General features: G+C 58.4%; 25 protein-coding genes and 5 pseudogenes. 9 read left to right on the top strand and 21 right to left on the bottom strand.

Annotation, left to right across the window (positions count from 1 at the left end):
- The first annotated feature begins 241 nt into the window (after positions 1 to 241).
- Positions 242 to 724 (top strand): cupin domain-containing protein, encoded by a 483-nt coding sequence (locus NBG89_RS23315; RefSeq protein ID WP_431324445.1) that lies wholly within the window; start codon positions 242 to 244, stop codon positions 722 to 724.
- A gap of 71 nt (positions 725 to 795) precedes the next feature.
- Here NBG89_RS23315 and NBG89_RS23310 read toward each other — a convergent pair.
- A pseudogene (locus NBG89_RS23310) lies at positions 796 to 948 on the bottom strand (RpiB/LacA/LacB family sugar-phosphate isomerase); the annotation flags it as partial.
- 292 nt (positions 949 to 1,240) lie between these two features.
- Between NBG89_RS23310 and NBG89_RS23305 the strand changes: the two are divergent.
- Positions 1,241 to 1,432: a hypothetical protein gene (locus tag NBG89_RS23305; protein ID WP_431324444.1), complete on the top strand. Its 192-nt coding sequence runs from the start codon at positions 1,241 to 1,243 to the stop codon at positions 1,430 to 1,432.
- 141 nt (positions 1,433 to 1,573) lie between these two features.
- On the opposite strand, the gene NBG89_RS23300 is transcribed toward NBG89_RS23305, so the two are convergent.
- The 3 genes from NBG89_RS23300 to NBG89_RS23290 form a co-directional block, all read right to left on the bottom strand.
- On the bottom strand, positions 1,574 to 2,065 hold the full coding sequence (locus tag NBG89_RS23300) for a BA14K family protein (RefSeq protein ID WP_431324443.1): 492 nt from the start codon (positions 2,063 to 2,065) through the stop codon (positions 1,574 to 1,576).
- Between the two features lie 606 nt (positions 2,066 to 2,671).
- Positions 2,672 to 3,166 (bottom strand): hypothetical protein, encoded by a 495-nt coding sequence (locus tag NBG89_RS23295; RefSeq protein WP_431324442.1) that lies wholly within the window; start codon positions 3,164 to 3,166, stop codon positions 2,672 to 2,674.
- A gap of 181 nt (positions 3,167 to 3,347) precedes the next feature.
- Entirely contained in the window at positions 3,348 to 4,022 is a 675-nt protein-coding gene (locus NBG89_RS23290; protein WP_431324441.1) for a transcriptional regulator, read from the bottom strand.
- An 835-nt stretch (positions 4,023 to 4,857) separates the two neighbouring features.
- On the opposite strand from NBG89_RS23290, the gene NBG89_RS23285 reads away from it, so the two are divergent.
- Complete coding sequence (locus tag NBG89_RS23285) at positions 4,858 to 6,093, top strand: hypothetical protein (RefSeq protein ID WP_431324440.1); 1,236 nt, start codon at positions 4,858 to 4,860, stop codon at positions 6,091 to 6,093.
- Between the two features lie 183 nt (positions 6,094 to 6,276).
- On the opposite strand, the gene NBG89_RS23280 is transcribed toward NBG89_RS23285, so the two are convergent.
- From NBG89_RS23280 to NBG89_RS23245, 8 genes are read right to left on the bottom strand one after another with little or no spacing between them, the layout of a single operon-like run.
- Positions 6,277 to 7,290 (bottom strand): deacylase, encoded by a 1,014-nt coding sequence (locus NBG89_RS23280; protein ID WP_431324439.1) that lies wholly within the window; start codon positions 7,288 to 7,290, stop codon positions 6,277 to 6,279.
- Positions 7,283 to 7,582, bottom strand: coding sequence for a RidA family protein (locus NBG89_RS23275; RefSeq protein ID WP_431324438.1), 300 nt, complete (start codon positions 7,580 to 7,582; stop codon positions 7,283 to 7,285). The genes NBG89_RS23280 and NBG89_RS23275 overlap by 8 nt, the downstream gene beginning before the upstream one ends.
- A gap of 34 nt (positions 7,583 to 7,616) precedes the next feature.
- Positions 7,617 to 8,930 (bottom strand): alanine racemase, encoded by a 1,314-nt coding sequence (locus tag NBG89_RS23270; RefSeq protein ID WP_431324437.1) that lies wholly within the window; start codon positions 8,928 to 8,930, stop codon positions 7,617 to 7,619.
- A complete protein-coding gene (locus NBG89_RS23265) occupies positions 8,923 to 9,879 on the bottom strand; it encodes an amidohydrolase family protein (protein WP_431324436.1) in 957 nt (318 codons plus the stop codon). The genes NBG89_RS23270 and NBG89_RS23265 overlap by 8 nt, the downstream gene beginning before the upstream one ends.
- Positions 9,876 to 10,832 (bottom strand): ABC transporter permease, encoded by a 957-nt coding sequence (locus NBG89_RS23260; RefSeq protein WP_431324435.1) that lies wholly within the window; start codon positions 10,830 to 10,832, stop codon positions 9,876 to 9,878. The genes NBG89_RS23265 and NBG89_RS23260 overlap by 4 nt, the downstream gene beginning before the upstream one ends.
- A complete protein-coding gene (locus NBG89_RS23255) occupies positions 10,814 to 11,776 on the bottom strand; it encodes an ABC transporter permease (protein WP_431324434.1) in 963 nt (320 codons plus the stop codon). The genes NBG89_RS23260 and NBG89_RS23255 overlap by 19 nt, the downstream gene beginning before the upstream one ends.
- The gene (locus NBG89_RS23250) at positions 11,773 to 13,281 is read right to left on the bottom strand and encodes a sugar ABC transporter ATP-binding protein (protein WP_431324433.1); all 1,509 of its coding nucleotides are present in this window, start codon (positions 13,279 to 13,281) and stop codon (positions 11,773 to 11,775) included. Before NBG89_RS23250 ends, NBG89_RS23255 begins: the two co-directional genes overlap by 4 nt.
- A 19-nt stretch (positions 13,282 to 13,300) precedes the next feature.
- Positions 13,301 to 14,368 carry an ABC transporter substrate-binding protein gene (locus NBG89_RS23245; protein ID WP_431324432.1) on the bottom strand — a complete coding sequence of 356 codons (1,068 nt, stop codon included), beginning with the start codon at positions 14,366 to 14,368 and terminating at the stop codon, positions 13,301 to 13,303.
- A gap of 257 nt (positions 14,369 to 14,625) precedes the next feature.
- On the opposite strand from NBG89_RS23245, the gene NBG89_RS23240 reads away from it, so the two are divergent.
- Positions 14,626 to 15,729, top strand: a complete 1,104-nt coding sequence (locus tag NBG89_RS23240) for a LacI family DNA-binding transcriptional regulator (protein ID WP_431324431.1) — start codon at positions 14,626 to 14,628, stop codon at positions 15,727 to 15,729.
- A 140-nt stretch (positions 15,730 to 15,869) separates the two neighbouring features.
- On the opposite strand, the gene NBG89_RS23235 is transcribed toward NBG89_RS23240, so the two are convergent.
- Positions 15,870 to 16,742: a DUF6030 family protein gene (locus NBG89_RS23235; protein ID WP_431324430.1), complete on the bottom strand. Its 873-nt coding sequence runs from the start codon at positions 16,740 to 16,742 to the stop codon at positions 15,870 to 15,872.
- A 376-nt stretch (positions 16,743 to 17,118) separates the two neighbouring features.
- Here NBG89_RS23235 and NBG89_RS23230 point away from each other — a divergent pair, with 376 nt between their 5' ends.
- Complete coding sequence (locus NBG89_RS23230; protein WP_431324429.1) at positions 17,119 to 17,343, top strand: hypothetical protein; 225 nt, start codon at positions 17,119 to 17,121, stop codon at positions 17,341 to 17,343.
- On the opposite strand, the pseudogene NBG89_RS23225 reads toward NBG89_RS23230, so the two are convergent.
- Both NBG89_RS23225 and NBG89_RS23220 read right to left on the bottom strand, forming a co-directional pair.
- Positions 17,308 to 17,503: pseudogene (locus NBG89_RS23225) on the bottom strand (dienelactone hydrolase-related enzyme); the annotation flags it as partial. The gene NBG89_RS23230 and the pseudogene NBG89_RS23225 sit on opposite strands and share 36 nt — an antisense overlap.
- 74 nt (positions 17,504 to 17,577) lie before the next feature.
- On the bottom strand, positions 17,578 to 17,976 hold the full coding sequence (locus tag NBG89_RS23220) for a hypothetical protein (protein WP_431324428.1): 399 nt from the start codon (positions 17,974 to 17,976) through the stop codon (positions 17,578 to 17,580).
- Between the two features lie 81 nt (positions 17,977 to 18,057).
- Here NBG89_RS23220 and NBG89_RS23215 point away from each other — a divergent pair.
- Positions 18,058 to 18,424: pseudogene (locus tag NBG89_RS23215) on the top strand (RidA family protein).
- Between the two features lie 444 nt (positions 18,425 to 18,868).
- Here NBG89_RS23215 and NBG89_RS23210 read toward each other — a convergent pair.
- Entirely contained in the window at positions 18,869 to 19,834 is a 966-nt protein-coding gene (locus tag NBG89_RS23210; protein WP_431324427.1) for a 3'-5' exonuclease, read from the bottom strand.
- A 237-nt stretch (positions 19,835 to 20,071) separates the two neighbouring features.
- Here NBG89_RS23210 and NBG89_RS23205 point away from each other — a divergent pair.
- Positions 20,072 to 20,343 (top strand): annotated as a pseudogene (locus tag NBG89_RS23205) (cupin domain-containing protein); the annotation flags it as partial.
- A 171-nt stretch (positions 20,344 to 20,514) separates the two neighbouring features.
- Here NBG89_RS23205 and NBG89_RS23200 read toward each other — a convergent pair.
- A complete protein-coding gene (locus tag NBG89_RS23200) occupies positions 20,515 to 20,757 on the bottom strand; it encodes a DUF982 domain-containing protein (protein WP_431324426.1) in 243 nt (80 codons plus the stop codon).
- A gap of 361 nt (positions 20,758 to 21,118) precedes the next feature.
- Here NBG89_RS23200 and NBG89_RS23195 point away from each other — a divergent pair, with 361 nt between their 5' ends.
- Positions 21,119 to 21,340 (top strand): hypothetical protein, encoded by a 222-nt coding sequence (locus NBG89_RS23195; protein WP_431324425.1) that lies wholly within the window; start codon positions 21,119 to 21,121, stop codon positions 21,338 to 21,340.
- Positions 21,341 to 21,918: 578 nt separating this feature from the next.
- On the opposite strand, the pseudogene NBG89_RS23190 reads toward NBG89_RS23195, so the two are convergent.
- The 4 genes and pseudogenes from NBG89_RS23190 to NBG89_RS23175 form a co-directional block, all read right to left on the bottom strand.
- Positions 21,919 to 22,027 (bottom strand): annotated as a pseudogene (locus NBG89_RS23190) (antibiotic biosynthesis monooxygenase family protein); the annotation flags it as partial.
- Between the two features lie 360 nt (positions 22,028 to 22,387).
- Positions 22,388 to 22,693 (bottom strand): response regulator, encoded by a 306-nt coding sequence (locus NBG89_RS23185; RefSeq protein ID WP_431324424.1) that lies wholly within the window; start codon positions 22,691 to 22,693, stop codon positions 22,388 to 22,390.
- A 706-nt stretch (positions 22,694 to 23,399) separates the two neighbouring features.
- Entirely contained in the window at positions 23,400 to 23,585 is a 186-nt protein-coding gene (locus tag NBG89_RS23180) for a DUF3008 family protein (protein WP_431324423.1), read from the bottom strand.
- A 296-nt stretch (positions 23,586 to 23,881) separates the two neighbouring features.
- Positions 23,882 to 24,838: an SDR family oxidoreductase gene (locus NBG89_RS23175; RefSeq protein ID WP_431324422.1), complete on the bottom strand. Its 957-nt coding sequence runs from the start codon at positions 24,836 to 24,838 to the stop codon at positions 23,882 to 23,884.
- Between the two features lie 244 nt (positions 24,839 to 25,082).
- On the opposite strand from NBG89_RS23175, the gene NBG89_RS23170 reads away from it, so the two are divergent.
- Positions 25,083 to 25,982 carry a DUF6328 family protein gene (locus NBG89_RS23170; RefSeq protein ID WP_431324421.1) on the top strand — a complete coding sequence of 300 codons (900 nt, stop codon included), beginning with the start codon at positions 25,083 to 25,085 and terminating at the stop codon, positions 25,980 to 25,982.
- Positions 25,983 to 26,023: the final 41 nt, after the last annotated feature.

Below are 26,023 nucleotides of genomic sequence, written 5' to 3'. Positions count from 1 at the left end.
CTCAATCCGGCTTCCCTAGGCCGGAAGCGCCACACCGTTTTTTACTATGCCGGGCGAAAGCCGGCGGTAGGCGATGCCGTCGCCTGTTTCCGTCAGCTGATAACGGGTGACCGGGGACCCACTTTTCGGAGGTACTGTTGCAGGCGACCAACGTCCTCGGATGATCGAGCCGAACCGGAGTTGAAATATGGAGCAGATATGGCAGCATCCTACCGCGTTCGCGCCTAGGGGAGTTGGAGGGATGGAACCTAATTCGCTTTCGTTGCCCGTTTTAAAGGACCAGGATCGCGTCCAGGACCCGATCCGCTTCCTCAATGGAACCTTCTTCTGCAAGGTCTCTGCAGCAGACACGCATGGGGAGATCTGCGTGTTCGACACGGTTCGTACAGTTCGTGGTGGACCGCCTCTCCACTTTCACCATGCACAAGATGAATGGTTCTTGGTGCTAGAAGGAGAATTCGACATCCAAATAGGGGACGCTGTCCATCGCCTTCGCGAAGGCGACGGCCTGCTCGGCCCCCGACTGGTGCCGCATGCTTTCGTCAATATAACGGAGACGGGACGGCTATTGATCATGTTCTCGCCAGCGGGGACGATGGAAACTTTCTTCCGTGAAGGAAGCCGCCGAGGACCTCTGTCGGCGACCGAGTTTGCGTCGCTCTCAGAAGAACATGGCATGACGGTTGTCGGCCCCCCTATGTCAACGTCGGAACAGAAACTCTGACGTTGATGGCATTTTGCCGGACGGCATGACCATTGTGGCCAGCGCCACGTCGCCCGTGCAGCGTAGCGGCGCTACCCCTCCAGCGCCCCAATCATGTCCACCCGCGTCGCATGACGGTCGCCCTCGAAACGGGCGGCCAGGAAGACATCTACGATATCGAGCGCCAGCCCTTCCCCCACAACACGCGCGCCAATCGCAAGCACGTTGGCGTCGCGCAATGACCGCTGGTTCTGGCACCCGCGCCTCCCTCCGATCGGAGAAGTATCGTGCGTAGGGGGTCCCAGGAAATCATCGAACCATCGTTCGAGCGTCGCACGAGGACGGATTGTGTTTGGCTCGGAATGGAGATCGGTTGATGAAACTCTCTGTGCCCGTATTCCAACTGAAGCGTCGGGCGAAGCTCATGGCCCGAACAAGAATGTCCCGCTCGATGAAGCGCAGGATCAGACCGCGCATGAAGAAGGCTTCACTCGCCCCTGATGCCGCAACGTTTGTCCCGTGCTACGGGCGCCATGCTTGAAACTTCGAACCACTGTTACGCTTTCTGGCCATCTCAAGCGAACGCTTATCAACCGCTCGGATCGTGCCGGACATCTCGAACGTGCCCGGGACAGCGTCAAGTGGAAGATGATCCACTGGATTCTCGTAAAGACCAGGTCGGTGGCGGCGGAAGTCTTGTCAGTCCCGGAAACGCCCTCGATCAAGTAGTTTCTGACGCCCACGCGGCCCTCATTTACTGAACGAATGCTTGCTCGAATTTGCAGGCGTATCAACCTGTGGCGCGGATCATTCATCCAGGTCCGTGCAGTGACGACGACCTTGATCAAAAGCGTCAAGCCATTTCGTGCATCAATAGGGACCTATGCACTGGCGGCGCGGTCCGTAGTACGGCTGGTAAGTATTGTCGAACGCCCTGTATGTACGGTAGCGCGCATAGCACCAACTCACATGGCTGCCACCCTCATAGGCGACCGACGGGCCATAATACTGGCGATACGGCCGGTAATAACCGTAGGGAGAGCCATAATATGTGTCATAGTACGGACCGTAGTACGGCTGCGCCAATGCGCCACCAATGATCGCACCGAAAGCCAAGCCACCCAAGGCCAAGCCCCAGTCCGACCCATGGTGATGGTGGTAGCCGCCGTAGTGGCCGCCATTCCAATAGCCGCCGCCGTAATGGCCGCCATTCCAATGACCGCCTCCGTGACGCCATTGCACTGGCACCGCCTGCTGCGGCACTCCGATTTGGGGCGGGCTAATTGCCGGAAATGCCTGACATGGCGTAATCCCGGAAAACCCTGTAATTAAGCCAAACGCTGCCAGGGTTAGCTTGTGCATGACCAATCTCCTCTGCTCGGGACGTGGAGGAAATATCCGCCCCTCCTCCTGAACTAAAGGTGAACGCAATATGACGAAAAGCGTTCCGGATAGCCATAATCAAATGGACTATGTGGACCTTCATGAGACTGGTCCAAGGGCGCATCTTTTCCTAGTCATGCGCGCATCGAGAGCGTCTTTCACAATCCATCCGGCCATACGAAGGACACACTGGAAAACGTGAGGTGCCGCTCGATACTTTCGATGCGTTCTTGCCGTCCGAGGCGTCGCGATCACCTGAGATCGACGACTGCGTTTGCCATGACGCGTCCAGATGAGGCGACGGCCGACAACCCATGTCCGCCTGGCCGGAGATATCGAGTATGTCGCCAGCGACTGCCAGAGTTTCGCGACATCGCTATTGTCGACTTCGAAATGCGAGCCTCGAGCGGAACGACCGGGTATCGTCACAAAGCACCGGGTCAGTCCGGCGCGTGCATCCCAGCCAAGCCGATTGAGCCAGGTAACTGAGGGCGGAGCGCTTGGGCAATCAGGTGCGAGACGTTCAAGATGGCGGCGATTTTAGCCACCACGACCGTCAGTGTCCGGATCGGCGTCGTCGCCGCTCTATCGCTCAAATCGCTCCAGCATCTGTCTCAGCTGGGCATTCTGGCGTTGCAGCTTCTTCGCCAACTGACTGCGCAGCTGCTGGATCTCGTCATCGAGGTCCTGGAATTCGTTGGACACGACGGCAGCGGTCGATGGTGTTGAGCCGATCCCGGCAGACACGTTTTTCCTTCGAGGCGCGCGCGCCTTGCGGGACCTCGTTGTCGCCAAACCCTCGACAGACGTCGTTTGCGAGCCGGGGCCGGTCATCGAGGCCAGATCATCGACCTCGACCTCAGCGGACGGTCCTTCGACGACCCTCGCGATATTGGGAACGTCGCCAGTGGCGTTCGAACCCGCAGCGACCTCAGCGGCGGCATCCTGCCCATTGTCTGATGGCAGCGCCGGCGCAGCCGCTTGCAGCCCGGCCGGCTCCTCAGTCTCATTAGCTGCCGGCGTCTCGGATCTGTCCTCGACGGTCGTGCGTTCATTGTCCTTGCCATGTCGTCTCGTCAATCCAACGAGAAATTTCCAAGGCGACGCCACCATCGTTCCTCAACCTCGCGCTTGTTTCCGGCCGCCGAGCCGCCCTTCGCATGCATCGACTACCGACAAACCGCCGATGCTCGTGGCCATGGGAGCCGGATCAAAATACGGTCGGCGGTCGCCGGCACGTTTCAGGTTGCCGGTCAGGCCGTCAGGCAAGACCGAGGCGCTTGCGCAGATCGGCGTTTTCCTGGCGAAGCTTTTCTGCAAGCGATTTGCGCAGCATCTGGTTTTCTTCCTCCAGCCGCAGCAGCTCGGCCATGTCGTCGGCAACCGAAATCGGTGCCGTTACCGCAGCGGGAGAGGACTTTGCAGCGCGCGTCTTGCCGACCCGCTTCGCCTTGCCGGCGACATCCGCGGCCATCGGCGTGGTTTTGCCAGTTCGTGCCGGCCTGCCCCGCTTTGCCGGTGCAACAGGCGCCTGGGACTCCACCTTGATATCGGCACCTGCCGTCTCCGGCACCGCCTTCCTGGCGCGCGGTGCGCGCTGCTTCTTCGGCTCCGAGGCTGTGACCGCTTCACTGATCACGGGGTCGCTGTTGACGGTCGCGTTTGTTTCGTTGGCCATAATTCCCTCCTGTGGTGCCAACACTGTTGTTGGCTGCTCCAGTGGCGCTGTCAATACGGGCACCAGTTCGGGAGACCCGTGGGTTGAAGAAATTGCGTTGTCTGCGATCGGATGACCAGCGTCACCGGAGATGTCAGCACTGACTGCAGCCGAAACAGCCTTGAGATCGAGATTACCCCAGATCGAGACCGGTTTCGACGCCTGCCGCCGACGCCCGGATTTGAATTCGACAACGAAGTTTCGTTGCGGCTTTTTCATGTTGTCAGTACCTTGAACGTAGCGAAGGAGGCGACGCTGACGAGCGTCATGGTGGCTTGTGCTCGCCAATATCCTTATCAGGTGCATCCGTCGAGAGCGAAGTCGTCGCAGCGGGCTCCACAACTGGGGCATATTGCAGGCTGAAACAGCCCGGCGGGCGAGGCTCGATCAGCAGCGACGCAAAGAACCCGATTGGCAACGTTCGTGAGAATTGCTTCTGCCTTGCGGACCTCTCCAACTGACTTCCTTGCGCACCGACAGCGATTGCCACGGATCATGCCTTGGCAGACTATATCGACGGCTTCACAAATGCTGCCAACGGTACGACCAAACACGAGATCGAGCTGCGCGTCATTCAGGCCGAAGCGATTGTCGCAGCAAAGTAAGCTCAACGTCGCCCTGCCTTCGGCGGCCGCAGCATAAGTCGAAAGTCGTCGGGCTTTCCATCGTGCCGATCGCAGCGTGCTCAAACCGTCGCATGTGGAGGAAAATGTCGGCGGCGCGCTGTTGCGCTTGAGTGATGACCTGATGAAGGTCCCGCCCACTTGAGCCGGGACCACACAGTTTTACTATCGCGCTTCTGGAGTCCAGAAAAACGAAACGGGGCTGTTTGGCTGCCCAATCGCTGGGCGATGGCAGTCTATAAGATCAAAATCAAACCAATGCCGGGCGCAAGCCGTACGAGCTTTCGATGACCGTTCTGGCAAGGTGCTCGCCCTGACAGAGGCAGATGCATAGGTTTGAGTACCAGTCAGAGTGACGCGTACAAAAAACTCGATCTAAATCAATAATTTGATTAGTCTCGAACAACAGGCAGAGAGTTTGAGAGGAAGCAATGCATCTTTCCATGTGGACCTACCCTTGGGACGTTCAGGATCAAGGAATTTCGGCATTTGCCACCGAGTTGAAAGACCGCGCTGGGCTGGGCACGGTTAGCCTCGCAACATCCTATCATGCAGGCCGCTTCCTGCAGCCTCGAAGCCCGAAACAGAAGGCCTACTTCCCTGAAGATGGTACAGTCTATTTTCAGCCGGATCAGACGCTCTGGGCGGGTAAGACGATCCAGCCCTTAATGGCGCGCAATGCCGTGGAACGCGGCGATATGCTGAAGGCCCTTACCGAGCAGCGGAGCGAGACCAAGCTCAAGGTCTCATGCTGGACCGTATGCCTACATAACAGCCGTCTTGGCGCGCTGCACCCGGACCATGTGACACGTAACGCCTTCGGCAACGCAAACTATTACAACCTTTGTCCTTCCAGCCCGGCCGCGCGCGATTATGTGGTGACACTCGTCAGAGACATCACGACCAATTATCGCCCAGACATGCTTGAACTCGAAAGCCCGAATTTCATGGGCTTCGCGCATGAGTACCATCATGAGAAGGATGGTGTCGGACTGAATGCAGAAGACGATTTCCTCCTTTCTCTGTGTTTCTGTGAACATTGCATGGCGCGGGCGGCCAAGGCCGACGTCCCCATCGAGGCATCCCGCAAAGCCGTCTCGCGCTTCATCGCCGAGCTTTGCGAGCGCGCGGTGCCTGAGGTGCAGTTTCCCGATTTTCCTGAGGCAGGCATCGATGCCTTCCGCGCTCATCCCGAACTTCATGCCTTCCTCGGTTGGCGGACGGAACCGGTGACGAGCCTGATCGGCGAGATCAAGGCCGCCGCCGATCTCTCCACCCGGATCGTTTTGATCGACTTGAAAGATGGCTGGCTCGGGGGCGTCGATCTCGGGGTCGTCGGGAAGCTCTGCGACGGCGCCATCCTCTGCTGCTACGACGCGACACCCGAAGCCGTTGCCGAGGTCATCCGGACAGGCCGCGAGGCGCTCGGGCCGGACAAGTTTCTCGGTGTGGGTCTCCGGGTCTTTTATCCGGAGGTAGCCAGCCCCGAGATCCTCGTCGCACGGGTGAAGGCAGCCATCGAAGCTGGTGCGGAAGGCGTCAACTTCTACAATTACGGCCTGATCCCCGCCCCGCGTCTCGACTGGGTGAAGGCAGCGGCAGACGTCGCAAAGGGAGGCCGGGCGCCTAAGCTCCAAGGTGACCGGCCCGGCCTCCGGCCGGTCTGAGTGCCATAGGCCATCACCGGCTCACCGTTGACGGAGACATCTGACCTTGCTTTGGCAGGAAACTCTGGCGCCCTGCGCAACCCAGCGGCCGATAGCGGCGCACCGCACAGGTTCGGCCAGCCGCACCTTCAACTGCCATGATGCGTGCACCGCCGATCATGGTCTGGGTCCTGGTCTGTCTCCTCAGCCACTGATGGGTTCCGCGACCTGGATCAGGCAGTCACCGGCCTGGCTGTCGCAATGCAGGCGGTGAGAGATGACAATGCCGCCTTCGGCGAAGCGAAGCGATTCTTCTGTCTGATCCAGCCTTTCCAGATCGTGATACCAGCCGGCGAGGTCACCCGCGGCGACAGTTGCACCAAGGGCCACTGCTGGCTCAAACCACCCTCGCCTCTCAGCATAGATTCCCTGGCTGTGACGGGACAGGGATAACAGCTGGAGCGCGCCGGGTGCCGGAACCGGTATGCGAGAAAGGACAGGGGTCTCAAGGACGCCGAGCGCGATAAGGAGGCGATCGATAGCAGCCGCCGCGAACGCCATGGTCTGCGGTGTGACCGTGCCTCCACCGCCGAATTCCCCAGACAGCCCGATCGCGCCGGCGCGTGCGGCCGCCCCCATGGACGTCGGCGCCGCCGGCCCATTATCGGCGATGAAAGCATGCGACGCACCCATGGCGCGCATGAGCTCGACGGAGCGCTCAAAGCGAGCGGCATCCCCCTGCCGCTCAACAAGGGTACAAGGCAAATGCGCCATCGACGTGCCGCCCGCATGCAGGTCGAAAACAACGTCATGAGCGGGAAAAAGCTGCTCCTCTAGAAAATACGCCAGGCGCGCCGTCGGCGTACCGGTCGGGTCGCCGGGAAAAGCGCGATTGAGGTTTCCGCCATCGAATGGAGAGCAGCGTTTCGCAGCCATCACCGCAGGCAGGTTGGCTAACGGCAAGATGGTGACGGCGCCGTGAAGCTTCGACACGTCGAGGAGGCGCATGAGCCGTCCGAGATGGAGTTCTCCCTCGTATTCATCACCATGGTTTCCCGCCATCAGGAGAACGCGCGGCCCCTCTCCGTTTTTCAGGCGTAGGATCGGAACGCGAATTTGATAATAAGGCGATCGATCGATCGAAAACGGGATCGTCACGTTGCCGGCCTGCCGGCCGTCCAGCGAAAAATCAATCGGATTGGTGATGCCACTATGCATGTCGTCTCCCGTCGGGCAGTTCGAAGGGCCGAGGCACCTGGAGGGCCGCGACGGCGGTCATTTCGCCCCGCCGGTCTGGATCGGCCAATCGTGCCTCGACACAGGCACGCGACGGCTTGGATCGGTCAGCACCAGCTTCCTTCAGCAAGGCGCCGATTTTGGCGAGCACGTCGCTTGTCTGCGCTCCAATACCGGCCTTTCGGTCGTTAGCGACCTGGCCAGCGGTGCAGACGAGGCCTCCGCGGCTGACGGCCTCACTCATGCGCGTGCCCTTCTTGTAACGCTGGAGCATGGCAGTTTTCCTTTTCACTCTTTTGGAGTCGGGATCAGCCGAAGCTGGTGAGATAAGCCTTCGTTACCCGTTGCTCCCGGTCGAGGCCGTAGAGAATGGCGTGCCGGTCGAGGCAGGTGCAAGGATGCGAAATACCGAATTCGATGACGTCGCCGACCTTGGCATCGCTGCCATCCGGAAGCTTCACGAAGGCATGCTGGTCGTTCAGCCGCAGCACTTCGGCGCCTGTCAGGTCTGCGGCGCGCTCACCGTCGCGATAAAGCGCCAGTGGCCGCGGGAGATCCTGATCGCTGGCAACGTCGCGCATTCCCATGCCGGCGATCGCAAGACCGCTTTCAGGCCGTGACAGGACCTCTGACCAGAGCCGCAAGGCGGGGACGAATTCGTCCGAAGCCGATCTCACGGCGCCGCCGACGACAAAGCCGCGCCGCGCATCGAGGCTCGCAAGCCCCCGTTTATAGACGCCGTGATCGTGAAAGAAGATTGCGCCGCTGCGCAGGACAAGGACGCAGTTGGGGTCACTGGCGACCGCGTCGCCGAGCCCATCCACGACCATATCGAAATAAACCGATCCGCCTGCGGTCACGAGCAGCCGGCGGGCGTCACTGACGCGCGTGCGTACCCGGGGCAGAAAGTCGGCCATCAGAGCCATCAATCCCTTGATGCGGTTGACGGTCTCGACAGGATCGGCCGTCGCCGCTGCCCCTTCGTAGGCAGCAATCCCGCTCAATCGGACCGTCGAAGTCTCCGCTGAAAGGATTTCATCCAGGATTGCGGTCCCTGTTTTCAGGTCACGCGCACCTGCACGACCAGCGCCAAACTCAACAAGGAGCCCGAGGGCCGGCAGATCGTCACGCTCCGCCCATGCTGTACGAAGAGCATTCGCAGCATCGATCGAATCAACAAAGATATGGAACTCTGCGTCTGGAAACCCGGCGACCATGGCTGCGAAGCGACGGGCGGCAGCCAGCCCGCCGATTTCATTGGCGAGTATCAGCCGGCGAAAACCTGCTCTCAGAAAAACGCTGGCCTGTCGAATATCTGCGACCGTGGTTCCCCACGCACCCGCCGCCAGAAGCGTGTTGGCGATCGCAGTCGACATCGGTGTTTTGGCATGCGGAGCGATCTCGATGCCATGATCCCTCACATAGGCCATCATCGCCTTGACGTTGCCAGAGAATGCAGGCTCATCGAGCGACATTAGCGGCAAAGCCATTTTTCCGGCATAGGGCTTCCAACCCTGCCCGCCGATCGCATCGAGTGCCAAAGGCGCGTGCCCCGGAGGAAAGCCACGGACGCGATCGTCAACTAACGGATTGTCTGATGCATTTTGGGCAGTACTAGACATTCTGTTCTCCTCGGACGGAGGCGGTGTTGGAAAGCCCCAGCCGATAGGTGTCATTGGCAGTGGTAAAAAACAGCGCTCGCTGCTCATCGATTGACAGCGGTTCGCCAGCCCTGCGGAAGACCTCGTAGACCTCGTCGAACGAGGCGTGCAGGCCGGCGACCGGGAAATCGCTCGCAAACATGCAACGCGAAGGGCCGAAGCAACCAAGGCAGTGCTCGATCACGGGCTGCAGGCTTTCGAACGTCCAGCGATTGTCATAGGCGACAAGGTCGGAAATCTTCAGACGAACATTCGGCTCTGCACCAAGCAACTGTAGCCCGCGGCGCCATTTCGCCAAGCCCTCCTTGGTGCGGTCGGCAGGACTGCCGCAGTGGTTGAGGACGAAAACCGTCGCCGGAAAGGCGCGCACGAGATCGCAGGCCTCGTCCATCTGCCATGGATAGAGCATCAGGTCGAAGACGAGGTTAAGCCGCGAAACATGCGACAGGCCCGCCCGCCAGCCCGGATCGGCCATGCGCCCGGGACGCGGAGAGAAGCTCTTGCCAGGTTCGCAATGCCAGCTAACGATATCGCGGATGCCGGCAACGCGTGAGTTCTGGGCCTCCACCTCAAGCAGCTCAGCAGCACCGGGAGCATCAAGGGGGACGCGGGCAACATAACGGTGGGCTATCCCGCAACCGTGGTCCAGTCCATCGAGCCAACGGCTTTCCTCCAAAGGATGATCGTCCGACCAGCCGGCTTCGACATGCACGCTTGCGACGATGTTCTGGCGGGCGGCATCGGCACGATATTGCTCGACGCCATAATCTCGCAGGATCGGGGCGAGGCTGCCGGACACCATCTCCTCCCTGTTTCCACGTGCCTTTTCCAGCCACGGATGACGTTTCAAGGAGAGATCCCAGAGGTGATGATGCGGGTCGATCACCGGCCCATCATAGCGGTGTGTCATCGACGCGCCTCACGTCCAGAAACCAGCAAAAGCGCCAGGATTAGTGTGCCGAACATGATCGACCGCCAGCCGGGCGAAGCATTGACGACAGTGATGAGCGCAGTCGTCGTCACCAGCAGGATTGCGCCCGCTATAGTGCCTGCATAGGTGCCCCGGCCACCCAGAATAGAGGTGCCTCCCAACACGACGGCCGCAATCGACGTCAGGAGATAGGGATCGCCGAGGCCAACGTAACCCTGCCGGTTCATGCCGAGCAGCAAGATCCCCGCGAGCCCCGCAAAGAAACCGGAAAGCGCATAGAGGATCAATGTATTGCGGGTGATGCTGACGCCCGAAAGTCGGGCGGCGAGCGGATTTGCGCCAAGTGCCAGGAAGCGAGCCCCAATCGGCATCCGATGGATGAGGACGAGCACGATGACCGCCACGATAATCCAGAGCAACACACCGGCCGGGACGCCGAGCGGCCGCGCCTGGCCGAGCAAGATCACAGCAGGGTTCTGCACGGTGACCGCACTTCCGCCGGCGATGATGACAAGAAGCCCTTGCAGAAAGGTCGCCATGGCAAGTGTCATGATAATGGGGGGTACTCTGAGATAGGTCGCGCCCGCTCCGTTCAAAAGGCCGATGCCTGCCGCCATCAGGAGTGCCAGGCCGACACCGACCAACCCGGTCGGGTCCCAGGCTGGCGAGATCAGCGGCACCAGGATTGCAGTAACGGTGATAACTGCGCCGACAGAAAGGTCGATCCCTCCCATGAGAATGACCAGCGTTTGCCCAGCCGCAGCAATGCCGATCACTGCGGCAAGCTCCAGCAGATATCGAAGATGCCCATAGGCGCCAAAACCTCGCAAGGTGAGGCTAGCGGTGATCCAGACCAGTACCACCAGGAGGAAGGTCAGTAATGGCGGATTGCGCAATACGGTCCTGACGATACTCACCGTCCTGCCCTCCATCGTGCGAGAAGTTGCGGCACGGCTACCGCGCCGACGATGATCAGGCCTTGCGCGACATATTGGGCAACGGGTGGAAAGCCGAGGAAGAACATGACATTGATCATGACCGACAAGAGAAGGCTGCCGCAGATCGCACCGCGCATGGTGCCCCTCCCGCCCAGGAAGCCTACCCCGCCCAATACTGCGGCGGCGATCGAGTTGAGCGTGAACGGCGTCCCGATTACCGGATCACCCGATCCCGTCTGTGCTGCAACAAAGAGGCCGGCGAGTGCTGCAAGAAGACCCGACAGAGCGAATGACGTGATCTTGACCCGCTCGACGGATACGCCGGAGCGGAAGGCCCCAAGGGGATTATCGCCGGCGGCATAGATACCAAGACCGAGTGGCGTGGCGAGGAACAGCTTCCACAGCATAACAATCACGAGGAGGAGCACGAAAGCAGTCGGGGTGTGTCCCGCAAGCGCGTTCGACAGCCAGTCGGGAACGAAGCCACCGGGGCGCGGCAAGAGGATGAGTGCCACGCCTGCAACGATAAAGGACCCCGCCAGCGTAACGATGATCGCCGGAAGCCTGAGGCAAGCAACGATGACACCCGTTATCGTACCGATCGCCAATCCGGCAATGGCAACTGCGAGCAACCCGCCAGGCACACCAAGGGCGCCGCTCATGGTCGTTGCGGCAATCACGGCTCCGAGGCTGACAAGCGGGCCAATTGCGAGCGTAATTCCTCCGTTCAACATGAGCAACGCCTGCGCCATCGTGACAAGTGCAAGCGGGAACCAGTTCTGTGTGAACTTGGAGAAGCCGCCGACAGATAAAATGCCTGGAAACAGCACCGCGTAGAGAAGCAGGAAGGCTGCGACCACAAGATAGAGACCACCAAGACCGCGATTTCGCCGTCGTTGGATAGCTCCATAGAGCCAGTTTGAGGCCGTTGCGCTCATAGGGCTTTCTCCTTGCCGGTAACGCCCATCGCCGCGCCAACGATAGTCTCTTCGGTCATCGCATCCCCGGTTAGTTCCGCAACGATCCGGCCTTCGCGCAGGACCACAACACGGTCGCACAGGTTGACGAGTTCCGGGGTATCAGAGCTCACCAGAACAACGAGCCGCCCTTCGGACGCGAAGTTTCTCAGCATCAAATAGATTTCTCGCTTGGTCTCAATGTCGACCCCACGTGTGGGGTCGTTGAGAAGGAACACGCTCGGATCGAGCGGCAGCCATTTGGCGAGTGCGACTTTCTGCTGGTTTCCACCGGACAAGGCCTGGACAGGGCGTGCAACATCACCCTTGATCGACAACCGTTTCGCAAGCTCGACGATCAGCCCGCTTTCGGCGCTGCGATCTCGCAAGCCGCCGCGCGCCAGCCGTCCGAGCGATGGCAGAATGATGTTCGACGCGATCGAATGAGGCAGGACGAGCCCCTCATGTTTGCGGTCAGCCGGGACATAGGCGATACCGGCCGCGTTTGCATCGGCGACCCGGTTTTTCAAGCCGGGCTTCCCGTCAATGTCAGCGCGACTGGCCTTGGCCGGAATGGCGCCGTAAAGCCCGAGCAGAAGATCCTCCTGCCCCTGCCCGACGAGCCCGCCAATGCCGACGATCTCGCCGGAGCGGGCAGTAAAGCTCGCATCGCGCACCTGACCGGCAGAAAAACCTTCGATGCTGATGCTGACGGCACCTGGATTGGCAGGCGGCCGCGCAGGGAATAATTCGCCGGTTTCGCGCCCAACCATCAGTCTCACGAGACCTTCACCGTCAATGCCGTCGAGAGACTGGTCTGCAGTAACACTGCCATCCTTCAGCACAGTGACGTGGGAGCAGAGCGCTTGGACCTCATTGAGCCGATGAGAAATATAAAGCAGCGCGACGCCACGGTCCCGAAGGGTTGTGATCAAACGGGACAAAATGCCGGCTTCGTGTGCCGAAAGCGACGAAGTCGGCTCGTCGAGAATGAGAACGCGCGGCTTACGAAACAATGCTTTGGCAATCTCCACCATTTGGCGGCGACCAAGTGCGAGATTGGCAACGGGCGTGTCGAGCGGCTCGGTAAGCCCGACCATCGCGCAGACTTCGCCGACGCCCTTCTGGAGCGCCCGGTAGTCGATGAAGCCGAAGCGACGTGGATACGCGCCAAGACCGATATTCTCTGCGATGGACAAATCGCCGGCGAGGCTCAATTCCTGCTGCACAACGGCAATGCCAGCCGCCCGCGCAGACGCAGGCGTGAGACGTGCAACAGGCACACCGTCGATGGCGATCGTACCTTCGTCGGGCTGCAGCGCGCCGGACAGAAGGTTGATCAGCGTGGACTTGCCGGCCCCGTTCTCCCCAAGCAGGGCGTGAACCCTGCCCGGGAAAAGGGCGATATCGACACCCTTGAGAACCGGATTGCCGAAGAAGCCCCTGAACACCTGCCGGGCTTCCAGCAGGGGCTGTGCATTCTTCATGACAACGTCCTTTGCTCGGCTACTGGGCTAGCAGCTTGTCGAACAGCGCCTTGTCGTATTCAGAATAAATGTAGCCGTCTGCCGGGAATTTGTCGGCGCGTGCAAGATAGCTGTCGATCGAGCTGTCGTCGATCACGGGCAGCGGCACCTTAACGAATGCCGGCACGTTCTTGCCTTCCAGAGCCTGGACCGCCGTGTAAACGGAAAGAGCGCCGAGCCAGTTAGGCTGCATCGTCGCCCAGCCCTTCAGTCCCTTTTCCTTCCACAACTCCAGGAACTGGCGAGCATTTTCCCCGGTCACCGGCACCTGGTCTCGACCTTGGCGGTCAAAGGCCAAAACCGAACCGGCAGACAGTGCGCCGCCAAGCGACAGCACGCCGTCGATCTCCTGATTGGCAAAGAGCAAGCTTGTCATCGCTTCTTGCGCAGGCGCCACGTTGTATTCGGTATTGGTCTCGGTGATGACCTTTATGTCCTTGTTGGCGTCCAGGACAGGTTGCGCGCCCTTGCGGCGATCGTCGCTGACAGAAATGCCTGCAGGCCCATTCATGATGATGATATTGCCCTTGCCGCCGAGCTTGTCGACCAGCCATTTAGCGGCGGTGCCACCCCATTCGTTGGAATCGGTGTTGATCTTGGCGGTAACCTTGTCCGTGTTGACCAGGCTGTCGAAATTGACGATCGCAATGCCTTTGTCACACGCGTCCGAAATGACGCGATCGAGTGCGTTGGACGAACCGGCGATCACCACAATCGCATCGACGTTAGCATCGATCATCGATTGGATATGCTGGATCTGTGTTTGCGCATTGCCCTGAGCGTCGGTGATCATCAGGTCCTTGACCAAGCCAGCTTTCTTAAGCTCCTCCACCTCGGCAGTGATCGTGCCTTCGGTCTGCTTCATCCAGGTCGGGACCGAGTAAATGTTTGCCCACCCGATCGTGTAGGGCGCCTTGCGATCTCCCTTGATGCAACTGGCAGCCGCGGACGCAATGTTCGTCGACAGCACCAGCAAAAGCCCTGCGGCGGCCGAAGCCTTCAGGAAATTCCGCGGCGATCCAAGTGGTTTCAATTTGCTTACGTTCATGTGAGCTCCCCTTTTTTTGCACGGATATCTTCCGCAAACGCCACGTTTCTCAGAAGAAGCAGGTCCGCTTGACAACGTTATCATCAATGACTGGATTGCTGTCAATGACAACGTTATCAAAATCGTTCATAATGCTTTGGAGTGCCGTTCACTTTGATCCGGCACAGGGCTTCGCCACGGCGTCGGCGAATTGGGTCATTGCTTCAAACAGATGAGGCAGCTAGTGGGACAACGGGCGCCGCTGCATTGAGGAAAGAATGGAAAACGACAGTGAACTAGGGGATGCAGCATTCGTTTACGACGACGTCGTGCGAATACCCGATGCACGATCGCCCAACCAATCGGCCACGGTCGAGGGATCGGAGCTTCCGGCACAGCGGGCGAGCCTTGCAGACGTCGCGCGACTGGCGGATGTTTCTCCGATCACGGTTTCAAGAGCGCTCCGCAATCCCGAAAGCGTGCGGGCTGACAAGCGTCATCGCATTCAGCAAGCTGTCGAACAGACGGGCTACAGCATTAATCCCTATGCCAGCGCATTGAAAAGTGGCCGCTCGAACATTGTGCTTGCCTTCGCATCCAACATGTTGAGCGAGCAGTTCTCGCTCGCGCTTCAGGCCTGTGCCGAAGTTCTGGAAAAGGCCGGGTTTCTTTTTCTCGTCGGGCAGACGTCCTATTCCTATGAGCGCGAAACGGCCGCCATTCGCTCCCTGCATGCGATGAAACCCGCCGCCGTCATGTTTACCGGCGTCATCGAACTTCAGGCCAATCGAGACATATTGCGTGGACTGGATATCCCCATCATGGAAACTTGGGCGCTTCCCAAGGATCCGATCGATATGCTTGTCGGCTTCTCCAACACGGAGGCAGGACAGCTCGCCGCCGAACTGCTCTTTAAGAAGGGACATCGCAAGGTGGCCTATGTTGGTCGCCGAAGCGGTCGCGGTGCATTGCGCCTGCACGGCTTCCGCCAGCGGTGCGCAACGCTCGGAATGGAACTTGCCCGTGAAGTCCTGGTTGACGAGGTGACCGGATTGTCCAACGGCCGAGCGTGCTTATCTTCAATCGTTGAGAGCCAGACCAAGCTTGATGCAATTTTCTGCGGCAATGACGTCCTTGCACTTGGGTGTCTCATGGAAGCTCGCCGCCTCGGTATTTCAGTTCCGAGAGACCTCGGGATTGTTGGATTTGGTGAAAGCGATATCGCAGCGGAGATCCCACCTGGCCTTACGACGATTGGCATTGACAGTGCAAAGCTCGGGCGGGATGCCGGCGAAATGCTGACTGCACGCTTGTCCGGTGAGACCGTTGAGCAAAAACTAAGGCGCCTGGATCTCGTCGTGAATGATCGCGGCAGCGTTTGAGTACCCAAGACAGGCAATCTGGCGCGAGATCGCCCTATCGAATGTGACGTGATCAATCTCGCACCGCCGACCTGCCATCCGTTGGATTGTGACTGGTGCTTACTCCGTCATTGAGCGCAATGGGCTGATATGGACGTGCCCTAACGGTCCATGAAGTTGACGTTTGCGGGACCTTTACGATCGGTTGTCAGAACTATCCAGCGGTCTTTCGAAAAATAGGCCTTGGTTCTCACCTGCGGACCCGAGGTCGCCTTAAGACCAAGAGCAAAATTGAAGTTATTTTCGCTCCCGGTTTCGCGGGCGAAGCTGAGATAGGAGCCGAATCGTTCGTATTCGACATCGCGAAGGTTTTCGATCAATACGAGCGTATCCTGAAAATCAGCCCAGCCCGCCTGCTTCACAATGAGTTCGAAAATATGCAGGACGGCGGGGGAGAGGCGTCCCTGGACATCTGTCTTCGGCCCAACGAGTTTGGCGCCGATTTCAAGGATATCGCCCATTTCATTTCCACGAACCCTGAGGAAGGTCGAACGGAGGGGACGCACCTCGTTGCGTTCGTAAATGCCCTGAAAATAGCATTCATAACTGCGATTGCGCATCGATGCGACTTTCCAATCGCTCATCTCGATGCCGGCCTCTCGAAGAGCGCTGCAAATATCTGGCCCTGAGACCAACCAGGTCCGCAGAAACTGACTTGTCAATTCGAGCTTCGGGAGCTCGATCAGATGCCGCGATACAGATATAGGCGGAGGAGAAGAAGAAGCCGCCGTAGCAGGGCGGAGCTCGATACCAGATGATCGGGCAGTCTTATCGAGAGCTCGATGGTCAAAGAGCCCAATCGGATCTACGACGTGGCGAATTTCACGGTAAAAAACAGCGGTGCCTGCAAGAAGCAAAACAGCTATCAAAAGCGCTGGCCAAAACAGCCGGCGGTCGTTGCTCTGCAATGGAACCATCCTGTGCAAAAGTGAGCTGTCGCGAGCAGGATCGACCGCTGATAACACTTTGTCCATAGCGTTACCTCACAAAAAAGAGCAACAGCGGCAGCACTAGACGTGATCAGCGAGGTTTCGCCTCTGAGCAAGGAGAACCCATTAGCGCAGCGTCGGGGCGAACGACGATAACGATCTGCATCCACGCCTTGGACAAGGCCTAGGGATCAGGGGTGACAGGTTGAGAAAGCTGAGATAATTGCGGGGATCATGGACAAACACCTAGCCCCAAAAAAACTTGCCCCGGCGGTATGCAGAGCAGTGACCAGCCAGGGGATACATGATCTATATGGCACAGACCCCTGCGAATTACAAGCATCGTCCCTGACCAATGCCCCTAGCTGACATCCTCTCTACAGACCGCTTCTCCACCTACCTTGGTTGGGCGCAGGGCAATGTGTCCCTAGGCGAACGGCTGTATAGCTACAATGTGCAGCTCTCGGCCGACTTCTACGCCTCCCTTCATATGCTGGAGGTTGTCCTGCGCAACAGGGTGGATGACGCCTTGACCCAAACCCATGGCGCTGGGTGGCTGAGTGATCCCGCCGTGTTGAAGGAGGCCTACCAGCAGGGATGCGTCGCCTCAGCCCAGCGTCCTGACCTGCCGTATCAGGCTTTCTGAAAGCTCCGGCAAAGACAACCGTGTCCCTCTTCGCCAGGATGAACTGAACGTCCAGATCGGGCCGAGCCAATCGACCTGCATGGTTTTCGAGATTGAGTGGGCTCCACGCTCGTCTGAAATCTGTCAGGTCGATTTCGGGCTCAAGGCTATGGCGTATAGATCACGTTGATCCAAGCCAATTGGCGGAGATAGCGTGTCTGCCTAAAGCCTAAAGCCATCAAAGCTCGACCAAGCTCAAGATTCGACAGCACCTCGAAGAATGAAACCCTTCGAATACCGTCGAACGGCAATCCAAGTCAAAATGTCTAGGATGATAATTACGGAGAGCGGGATGATGACGCCAGCAGCATACATGTGGGAGCGAGCATTCGCTATGAGAGGAAATGCGACCCACAAAGCGTAGGTAATCTGCACCAAAACATACGCCGTAAAAATAATTGAGAAACCACTTAGAAGCTTTGCATCTAGAACCACAATGTTAAAAGCATAAAAAACAAGGATGATCGCTCCACCCATGTGGAATAGCGTTACAATAAAATCCACCAATCCGAACGAGCTGTTTCCTGCTATATAATCGAAAACGCCAAACGCGAATGAAAGCGCGCTGCAAACTGCGATTATCTTCCAACCCATAATATTCTCCCTTTCCAGAGCAATGCAGATAAAGGTTGAAATAATTGCCACAACAGAATCTAAAGTTTTAATCGTGTCAGTTTGCCTCGGCGCCTTTACGAGGAGCGCGGCTATTCCGCCGCTATCCGATCCGGTGATCTGCTGCTTGTGTCCGGACAGGTTGGCAGCCGTTCCGATGAAACCGGAACCCGATTTCGAAGGCCAAGTACGGCTGGCCTTTGAAAACCTGAAGGCAACGCTGAGCGCAGCGGGTTGCACGATGGATGATATCTTGGACGTAACCACCTTCAACACTGACCCTGAAAACCAGTTCGGAACTATCATGGCTGTCAAGCAACAGATTTTCAGCAAGCCACCCTACCCGAATTGGACTGCGCTCGGTGTAAACTGGCTCGCCGGCTTCGACTTTGAGATAAAGGTCATCGCCCGTATTCCGGCAAGTACTTGACATCGCCACACCCCGGCTGCCCGGGAAATCGCCATGTTCTGTCGCACGCGCGCTCCAGAAGAAGGCACTTGCGATGGAGTTTGCGAAAGCTCGATGACCGCTATGGGACTCTTGCACGAACCCGCTTCGCGGGAGGGCGTGCGCGGGGAGGTTGGCGCGATTATCTGAAGTTCTAGGCAGGCTGTAGGTGTTGCCTGACCATAGAGTTCCCTTCAACGAAAGGAACGTTCACGGCTCCTGCATACTTGCGCGAACTGGCACGCCCTTGTGCTCTCGACGAGGTTCCGCCCCCATTTGCGATGGTTTCCATCTCATGCGGGCGCTTTTCTGTCTACGGGGCCACGAGACGTCGGCATCTCTAGCTATTTTTCAAGGCTTGTGTGCCGTAGGCGATATGGTGGCCGAGCAGCGAGGCTCCCGGCAAAGCGAGACAGCGCTCCTCCCTCACGCCTTGAACCGATCGAACGCGGTGAGCCACTTTGTTGGCGGGTCTGCCTCATCCCAGCGATAGATCTCCGAGCGGAGATAACGCAGTTCGTCTTCAAGAGCGCCTTCGGCGAGCTCGATCCACCAGGATTTCGGGCGGCCGTCGCTGCCGTCTGCCCAACGGTAGCCGCGTGCTTTGAGAATATCCTTCATGTCGAAGGGGCTATTTTCTGCAAAGATCCGAACGCGTGATCGCCCGCTGGTTTCATAGAGTTCAGCAAATGGAGTACCGAGCGTCCCACTCGCCTGCGCAAGAACTTCAAAAAGGGCGAAGCAATCATCGACAGCACGGTGACCTTCGTGAAAATAGCCGGCCTGTCCGATCAGGTAGCCAAGCTTGGTTCCTTCGAATCCGCGCGAGGTCCAATCGATCTCCGAAACAGAGCAGGCCCAGGCCTTTCCGGAAAAGACAGGCGAGAAGGCTTCGCAGAACGGTCGATCGAAGCCTGCGTTGTGGGCGATGATGATGTCCGCCGGCGTGATCAGTGCTCGAAGCTGAGCCATGTCGATCATCTGCCCGGCCACCATTTCGTCGGTGATGCCGGTTAGCCGGGTTATATCCGGGGGGATCGGGTTCATCGGCTGTTGCAGGCCACCATACACGCCGACGACATCGCCGATGTTGCCAGCCATATCGAACGTGAAGGCAACAGCGCCGATCTCGACGATCTCGTCCTTCCTATGATCGAGGCCGGTGGTTTCAGTATCGAGAATAACGCCTCGCAAGGGGAACCCCGGAGACGCGATCGGCGCAACATCGCGTGGGCAGAGCTTTTTGAGAATGCGATATTGGCCGGTTGCCTGAAGGTGCTGGACCATTTCGTCTTCGGTCAACGCGGTCGCCGGCCGGCGCTTCGTTGCGGACGCGCAAGCCACCTCGCCCGGAGCAATCTCGCTTGAAAATAGGTCGAATTGATGCGGCATTCGGCTTCCTGGACTGAGGGTGCTGCATGCTCCGCTCATTGCCCCTCCACAGCAAGCGGTCGCATCGACACCCAATCCGTTGCTGTGCATGGTTTCTTGCTCTTGAGTGGACTGAAGAAGTGAGCCTATGCTCTTGAATGGAGTCGAACAACTGCCGGATACGTTTTTGGTAATACAGGTCGTCGAAGGAATTGAGCAATGGACCTGGAAAAGCTCCTCGGCTGAAGCTCAATCACGCTCGAGGGCGAATGTGAGTGGCATGTCGGCGATCAGGTGGTCTGCGCGACGTCTGGAACCTATCTGTTCATTCCGCCGGGGGTGCCGCACAACATTACCAATGTCAGTAAGAAACCGGCCCGTGTGTTGATGACAGTCCGCCCGGCCACGAGCACTATTTCGAAGAGCTTGCGAAATTTGCCGCGCAGGGCGCGCCGGATCCAAAAGCGCTCGCCGATCTCCGCAACCGTTACAACACGGATCGGCTCTCAACCTTGACGACGCGCACGTGAGCTTGAATTTTAGATCCGATGACTCTGGTCGATGCGATATCCGAGTTGGCTTCGATGGTAAGGATAGCCTCGGCCCGGCCAATCGTCGGCCGCCTGGCCTCAGATCCCCGCGAAAATAGAACCAGATGACGCGGCGCTCGTCGGGCGGCGCAGGGCCGCCCTCGAAAGCGACTAATGAACATGCATGTTTGCCGCCTTGACGGCCGCCAGGAATTTTGCGCGAGCGACCTCTGCGTCGATGCGGCCGGCCAGCGCGCCGCGGCAGGCATTCCGTGCCTCGATGAAGGGTACGCTGCTGCAGTCCGCCCAGCTATCGGCCAGATAGATGACCGCCTCGAACGGGCTGGCCACCGTTTCGCTGCTGCGGGTTCCAGTCGATATGGTGACTGGCGATTGCCACGTCGCTACCGGCATGACTTCCTCCTCCATTTTAACGGACCGCAAACGCAGACCGCGCACGAAGGTTCCCAACCACCAAGGCGAAATTTCGGCTATTCACCATATTTGTTAGAAATTCCTAAATTAAATTATGCGCTCCACGCGCTCGGCGCTTCCACCGGACAATTGGAGACTGGCGCGGAACACATGATTTCGATATGGAAACCACTACCCTTGATTTGCAATCGGTTGACATCCCTCCGACCAACCTCCCCTGGATTTTAGCGGCCACCAGCGGGCTCCAGGGACGGCGGAACGCTTGTGGGCGACGAAAGGCAAAGCGTAGTCATCTGGTGATTTTGTGATATCGTTCGCCTTCCTTGTGGGAGAAGGCGTGATGACGAGTTTGGTTGCGGGCGCTTTTTACTGGGCGACATCCGATAAGTATGCCGATAGGCGGACGACGATCGTGCAGGTATCCACGATCTTCGGCGAGGCCCCTGACTACTGGAGCCTGGCGGTATTGGGGTCAGATCAGCACTATATGATCAGCGACTTCGAAATTATCGCCCTTGTCGAGCCACCGGAAGAGTATCCGATGCGTCACGCTGCCGAGTAGCGGGAACAACAAGAGCGCAGCTACGAAGGACTTCTTCGCTCGAAATTCGGGAACACCTGAACGAGTACCAGGCTGCGGCCAACCGCATAACTATGCCGGCATGCCGACGCCGGAAGGACGAGAGGCGCGTGAGCATATCCTGCGCGCCGTTGACTAAAGACAATAACGGGAACTTGATCTCAGATGGCTACCGAGCTTCAGGAGGGCAGCCAGCCTTCGGCGCAGGATTAGGAGTGTCGAGGGGCCCGCCATTCGGGTTTGGCGCGGGTGCATCTCTTGTATCTCGAGGTGGATGTTTGCATTCAGCGGGTCCCGGCGCTGGATCTTGGGGGGCAAGACGGCGAACACGTGGTTTTGGATCGTCCTTTGTGAGCGAATTTGGGACTTTCTCGGTCATAGGCTCGGTACTCGCGTGCTTTCCGCAAGAAGAACTGGTTGGCACACGCAATGTTCCGACCGAATACGAGCGTCGGACTCCAGAATGGCCGCCTCATCCCCGACTATAGCATGGCGGCGATGGCAGGCTCCGCTTTGGTTAGAGCGTCTCGCTCAGCATATGTCCGCTACGGTCTACTGGGATCCCTCCAATAGGAGATCAATATGCCGAAACCGTCTGCGCCGCGGGCACTTTCGAAGCCAAGATAACCCGGCTGTCGGCTTGCGAGTTCGGGTCATTGCGTAATCCATCTCGCCACTTTCAAAGGCATCGCTTTTTGATGGTTTCTCGGGGCCGTCACTGCGCGGCCGATCTCTGCTCAGATGCAGAAGGTCTACGCTTCCACATACGACGAAAGCCGCTTCAACTCGGCTCCGTGCGTTGCCGGTGCCGATACCGACGGGGCTGGCAGACATTCGCGCGGGCATGATCGAAGTCATCCTGTGATGTTGGATAGGAAAAATGGAGTTGAGGTCAGTGACTGCCTTTGGGCATTGCGACACAGCTCAATGCCCGATGGGCAGAGACTGGCCAATCGGTCCGAACACGGCGATCGGGACTAGCATGCGCTTGCGCCGGCAGGAGGGGCGCAATGATGAAGGTCTCGACGGTCACCTCCGGCAAGCGAGACGTTGAAGTTTCCTCTCGCCTGGCTTCGCCACAACAACGGCGCCGCCACGTTTCCTTTTCATGTCGTCGGGCAAGGCCTGCCCGCTGTAGAACAGGAACGGAACACCTTGTTCGGTCAAAAGGTCGCCGATACTTTCGGTCGTCTCGCTGCCAAGACGGATGTCTAGGATCGCAAGGGAAGGCTCTTCATTCCTGACCGCGTCCATTGCCGCCAAAACTGTTGCACACGGACCGATGACTTCTGCGCCCGCGTCCAGAAACGTCGCCTCCATGTCAAGGGCGATCAAAGCCTCGTCCTCGGCTATCAACACTCTCGCGCCTAGTAGCGGTTGGTTCAGCTCAGATTTCCACACCATTTTGTGAAGCCTCCGGAAGTTCGATGAGCATCGTGCAGACGACGCCATCCGGCTGAAAATCACGGCGGACTGTCGATGCAGGCATACTCTTTTCGAATCCCTGAACCTTGGGAGGCTTGACCCGTGGACCACCGCGCTCCTTCCAGCCAAATCTACTGGCGGACCCCTTAGGCAAAAACAGCCAGCCGGAGAGATGGCCATTTAGACGCGGTTCCCGCCGCCTCTTTATAGCAAGCACGAAGGCCGCGCCAATAGGAGCGGCCGGAAACACCAGGATTATCTACCCGTTTATCGACCGTGAAAAGCGTCTGCCCAACAAACGACTGCGCAAATCCTGCTGCAGTTGAACCTACAAGGTTAAATGACGCTTAGCGAAAAAATGGCCGACGACGCGCGCCGGAGCGGCCTTCCCGCGGCTGCCGCGGCAAACGGACGGCATGCCGACGAGGGACAGCAGCATGCCTCGGCAAAGGAGAGGAGCAATTGACGGCTGATAAGTCCGCGAATCCCGGCGACGCCATTGTTTACGATCAGAAGAGCACCGGTCCTACATCACCCTGATCTCAAGCCGCCGAATGAGGTGATGGCGTCGCTGTCCAGGGGAGCCTTGGCACAACGCACAAGCGGCACTACGCCGTTAGTGCGAAACGCGTTCGGGCTTTCCCTTGCGCTTTGTCGAGGCGAATTCCTCGAGTTGTTTTTCACTCATGGTGTCAACCATCTCCTTGGAGGCGCCCTTGAGCCTGCTCTTCGATGTTTGACCACGTTTTGCAGCAAGGGCAGCCCCGGCTGCTTTCTGCTGCGCTTTGGATTTTGCGGGCATTTGGTTTCTCCTTGTCTCAGGAAGAAGGAACTGTCCGGCGCCAAGAAAGTTCCAGCTTCGAGCATTGCTCATCAGCGAGCAAAGAGTACCTGATTTCTCCGCGCGAGGACTGCTTTGCTCCCGATGCCATCAAAGTCTATGGCCGGATCTACGGGGCGCGGCGGTTCGGTGCATTGCCCGCACCTTTCATTGGCTATATCGCCGGCAAACTTGGGCCCCTTGTTATCGCGGGCCCGAAGATGGGTGCTGCGCGTCCACGTTTAGGCGCCAATGCCTGCGACCTTGGAACAACCGCGTCAATATCCGCCAACGATTGGCAGAATCTCGCCGGTGATGTAGCTCGACATCTGCGGCGATGCGAGAAACACATAAGCCGGGGCGATTTCTTCCGGCTGTGCAGGCCGCTTCATCGGCGTCTGGGATCCGAATGTCTCCACATCCTCGGCCTCTTTGTCCGAAGGATTGAGCGGTGTCCAGACCGGTCCCGGTGCGATAGCGTTGACACGTATGCCCCTTGGCACAAGCTGTGCTGCAAGCGAGCGCGTAAATGCGTGTATGCCACCCTTCGTCATGGAATAGTCGAGCAGCTCCTTCGATCCGTCGAGACCCGTGACGGAACCGGTATTGATGATCGCAGCGCCGTTCTTGAGATGCGAAATGGCCGCTTTTGCCATGTAAAAATAGCCATATAAGTTCGTCTTTAGGGTCTCGTCGAAGTGCTCGTCGCTGAGGCTTTCGATATCCTGGGCATGAACCTGAAAGGCGGCGTTGTTGACGAGGATGTCGAGACGCCCGAATTGCATGACGGTCTTCTCGACAGCCAACCGGCAAAAACCGGGATCCTTGACATCGCCGCGGATAACAAAGCACTTCCGCGCCTCCTTCTCGACGGCTGCTCTGGTTTGTTCCGCGTCTTCGGCTTCATCGAGATGCACGATGGTGATGTCAGCACCTTCGCGGGCGAACAGGATCGCCACGGAACGGCCGATGCCGGAGTCTCCGCCGGTGATAAGCGCAACTTTGTCCTTCAGCTTTTCCGATCCCCTATAGAACGGCGCATCGCACATTGGCACTAGGGGTAAATCGGCTTGCGAACCTGGTTTGCTTTGATGGATCTTCGGCAATGGCGGCTCGGGGTAGCGACGGGCTCCGGCTTGCATTGCTCCGGACGGCTTTGATTTTGCCGTCTTGTCTGTATGTTGGACTTCCTTCTGGATCTCGCGCTGCTTCTGGGCGGTGCCTTTCGATGACATGTGTGTCTCCTTCGTTGAGAAGGTAGAACTCCGAACGGCCGGAAAAGTTTGATCTTGGATTCGCACATGCTCACCGGACGTCGGCCACACTTCGATCAGGCGCCTTCGGGCGATCGGGACGAAATCGCATAGTCGGGACTGTGAGACGATCTCTCAGAGTCTCGAAAGGACCACGGGAACAATTGCCCCGACCCGCCTGTTGTAGCTTAGCCGTTCGCTTTTGCGCGAAAGAAAGGTCGAGCAGGTGTCTCTGGCCGACAAGACGAAGACGGCTCTGGACGAGTTGCGAATGCTGATGCTGGGCGCACAAATCCTGCTCGGCTTTCAGTTCCAAGCGCCGTTTCAAAACGCGTTTTCCCGTCTAAGTGCCACAGAGAAAGGGATCGAAGCGATCGTCCTTTGCATCATGGTCATGATCATCGGACTTCTGATTACACCGAGCGCGCGCCATCGGATTGTGGAGCGGGGAGAAGCGACCCCGGAGTTTAACGGTCTCCTCACGCGGATATCCATGTTGACGCTTGGCCCATTTGCCCTTGCACTCGGTTTGGATATCGGCGTTGCTTTTAACCGCGGCCTTGGATTAACGGCTGGTGTCGCAGCCGGCATCCTCGGCGGTCTCGCGGCAGTCGGCTTGTGGTACGGTCCACTGCTTCGCGACGGCAAGGAAGATACGAGCATGGCTACTTCCGACGAAAAGACAGCGACCGCCGCCAAGATCGATTATGTGTTAACGGAAGCCCGCGTGGTGTTGCCCGGTGCTCAGGCATTGCTGGGCTTCCAGCTTGCAATTGTCCTGACGAGCGGGTTTGCCGATCTTGGCGCCTCGGCAAAAACGTTTCATTGCGTCGCGCTTGGTGCGGTCGCACTTACGACCATACTCTTGGTAACACCGGCTGCATATCACCGCATCGTTTACGACGGCTCAAACGTGGCCGAGTTCTACCATATCGCGAGCCGCTTTCTGCTTGCCGCCACCGTCTTTTTGGCGTTGGGCTTGACGGCTGATGTTCACGTCGTGATCGGCAAAGCTACCCAAAGCCCGTTTCTTGCAAATGTTACGGCGGCAGTCGCCGCTGTCATGCTACTCGGATTTTGGCATCTCTGGCCGTGGTGGAAACGTGTTCAACGAGACCATATCTGACGGGCCGGGCGCCACGGCCGTTCCAATGACGGCGGGGCCTG

Origin of the sequence: Rhizobium sp. YTU87027, from assembly GCF_050644135.1 — a bacterium.
Taxonomy (GTDB): domain Bacteria; phylum Pseudomonadota; class Alphaproteobacteria; order Rhizobiales; family Rhizobiaceae; genus Rhizobium.
The sequence above is the reverse complement of the archived record's forward strand: the minus strand, read 5'-3'. Positions and strand labels throughout refer to the sequence as shown.

What these genes read in the sequence shown, in the direction of transcription:
- NBG89_RS23315 (WP_431324445.1), top strand. Translation starts at nt 242, where the DNA reads ATGGAACCTAATTCGCTTTCGTTGCCCGTTTTAAAGGACCAGGATCGC.
- NBG89_RS23300 (WP_431324443.1), bottom strand. Translation starts at nt 2,065, where the DNA reads ATGCACAAGCTAACCCTGGCAGCGTTTGGCTTAATTACAGGGTTTTCC.
- NBG89_RS23290 (WP_431324441.1), bottom strand. Translation starts at nt 4,022, where the DNA reads ATGAAAAAGCCGCAACGAAACTTCGTTGTCGAATTCAAATCCGGGCGT.
- NBG89_RS23285 (WP_431324440.1), top strand. Translation starts at nt 4,858, where the DNA reads ATGCATCTTTCCATGTGGACCTACCCTTGGGACGTTCAGGATCAAGGA.
- NBG89_RS23280 (WP_431324439.1), bottom strand. Translation starts at nt 7,290, where the DNA reads ATGCATAGTGGCATCACCAATCCGATTGATTTTTCGCTGGACGGCCGG.
- NBG89_RS23275 (WP_431324438.1), bottom strand. Translation starts at nt 7,582, where the DNA reads ATGCTCCAGCGTTACAAGAAGGGCACGCGCATGAGTGAGGCCGTCAGC.
- NBG89_RS23270 (WP_431324437.1), bottom strand. Translation starts at nt 8,930, where the DNA reads ATGTCTAGTACTGCCCAAAATGCATCAGACAATCCGTTAGTTGACGAT.
- NBG89_RS23265 (WP_431324436.1), bottom strand. Translation starts at nt 9,879, where the DNA reads ATGACACACCGCTATGATGGGCCGGTGATCGACCCGCATCATCACCTC.
- NBG89_RS23260 (WP_431324435.1), bottom strand. Translation starts at nt 10,832, where the DNA reads ATGGAGGGCAGGACGGTGAGTATCGTCAGGACCGTATTGCGCAATCCG.
- NBG89_RS23255 (WP_431324434.1), bottom strand. Translation starts at nt 11,776, where the DNA reads ATGAGCGCAACGGCCTCAAACTGGCTCTATGGAGCTATCCAACGACGG.
- NBG89_RS23250 (WP_431324433.1), bottom strand. Translation starts at nt 13,281, where the DNA reads ATGAAGAATGCACAGCCCCTGCTGGAAGCCCGGCAGGTGTTCAGGGGC.
- NBG89_RS23245 (WP_431324432.1), bottom strand. Translation starts at nt 14,368, where the DNA reads ATGAACGTAAGCAAATTGAAACCACTTGGATCGCCGCGGAATTTCCTG.
- NBG89_RS23240 (WP_431324431.1), top strand. Translation starts at nt 14,626, where the DNA reads ATGGAAAACGACAGTGAACTAGGGGATGCAGCATTCGTTTACGACGAC.
- NBG89_RS23235 (WP_431324430.1), bottom strand. Translation starts at nt 16,742, where the DNA reads ATGGACAAAGTGTTATCAGCGGTCGATCCTGCTCGCGACAGCTCACTT.
- NBG89_RS23220 (WP_431324428.1), bottom strand. Translation starts at nt 17,976, where the DNA reads ATGGGTTGGAAGATAATCGCAGTTTGCAGCGCGCTTTCATTCGCGTTT.
- NBG89_RS23210 (WP_431324427.1), bottom strand. Translation starts at nt 19,834, where the DNA reads ATGCCGCATCAATTCGACCTATTTTCAAGCGAGATTGCTCCGGGCGAG.
- NBG89_RS23200 (WP_431324426.1), bottom strand. Translation starts at nt 20,757, where the DNA reads ATGCCGGTAGCGACGTGGCAATCGCCAGTCACCATATCGACTGGAACC.
- NBG89_RS23195 (WP_431324425.1), top strand. Translation starts at nt 21,119, where the DNA reads ATGACGAGTTTGGTTGCGGGCGCTTTTTACTGGGCGACATCCGATAAG.
- NBG89_RS23180 (WP_431324423.1), bottom strand. Translation starts at nt 23,585, where the DNA reads ATGCCCGCAAAATCCAAAGCGCAGCAGAAAGCAGCCGGGGCTGCCCTT.
- NBG89_RS23175 (WP_431324422.1), bottom strand. Translation starts at nt 24,838, where the DNA reads ATGTCATCGAAAGGCACCGCCCAGAAGCAGCGCGAGATCCAGAAGGAA.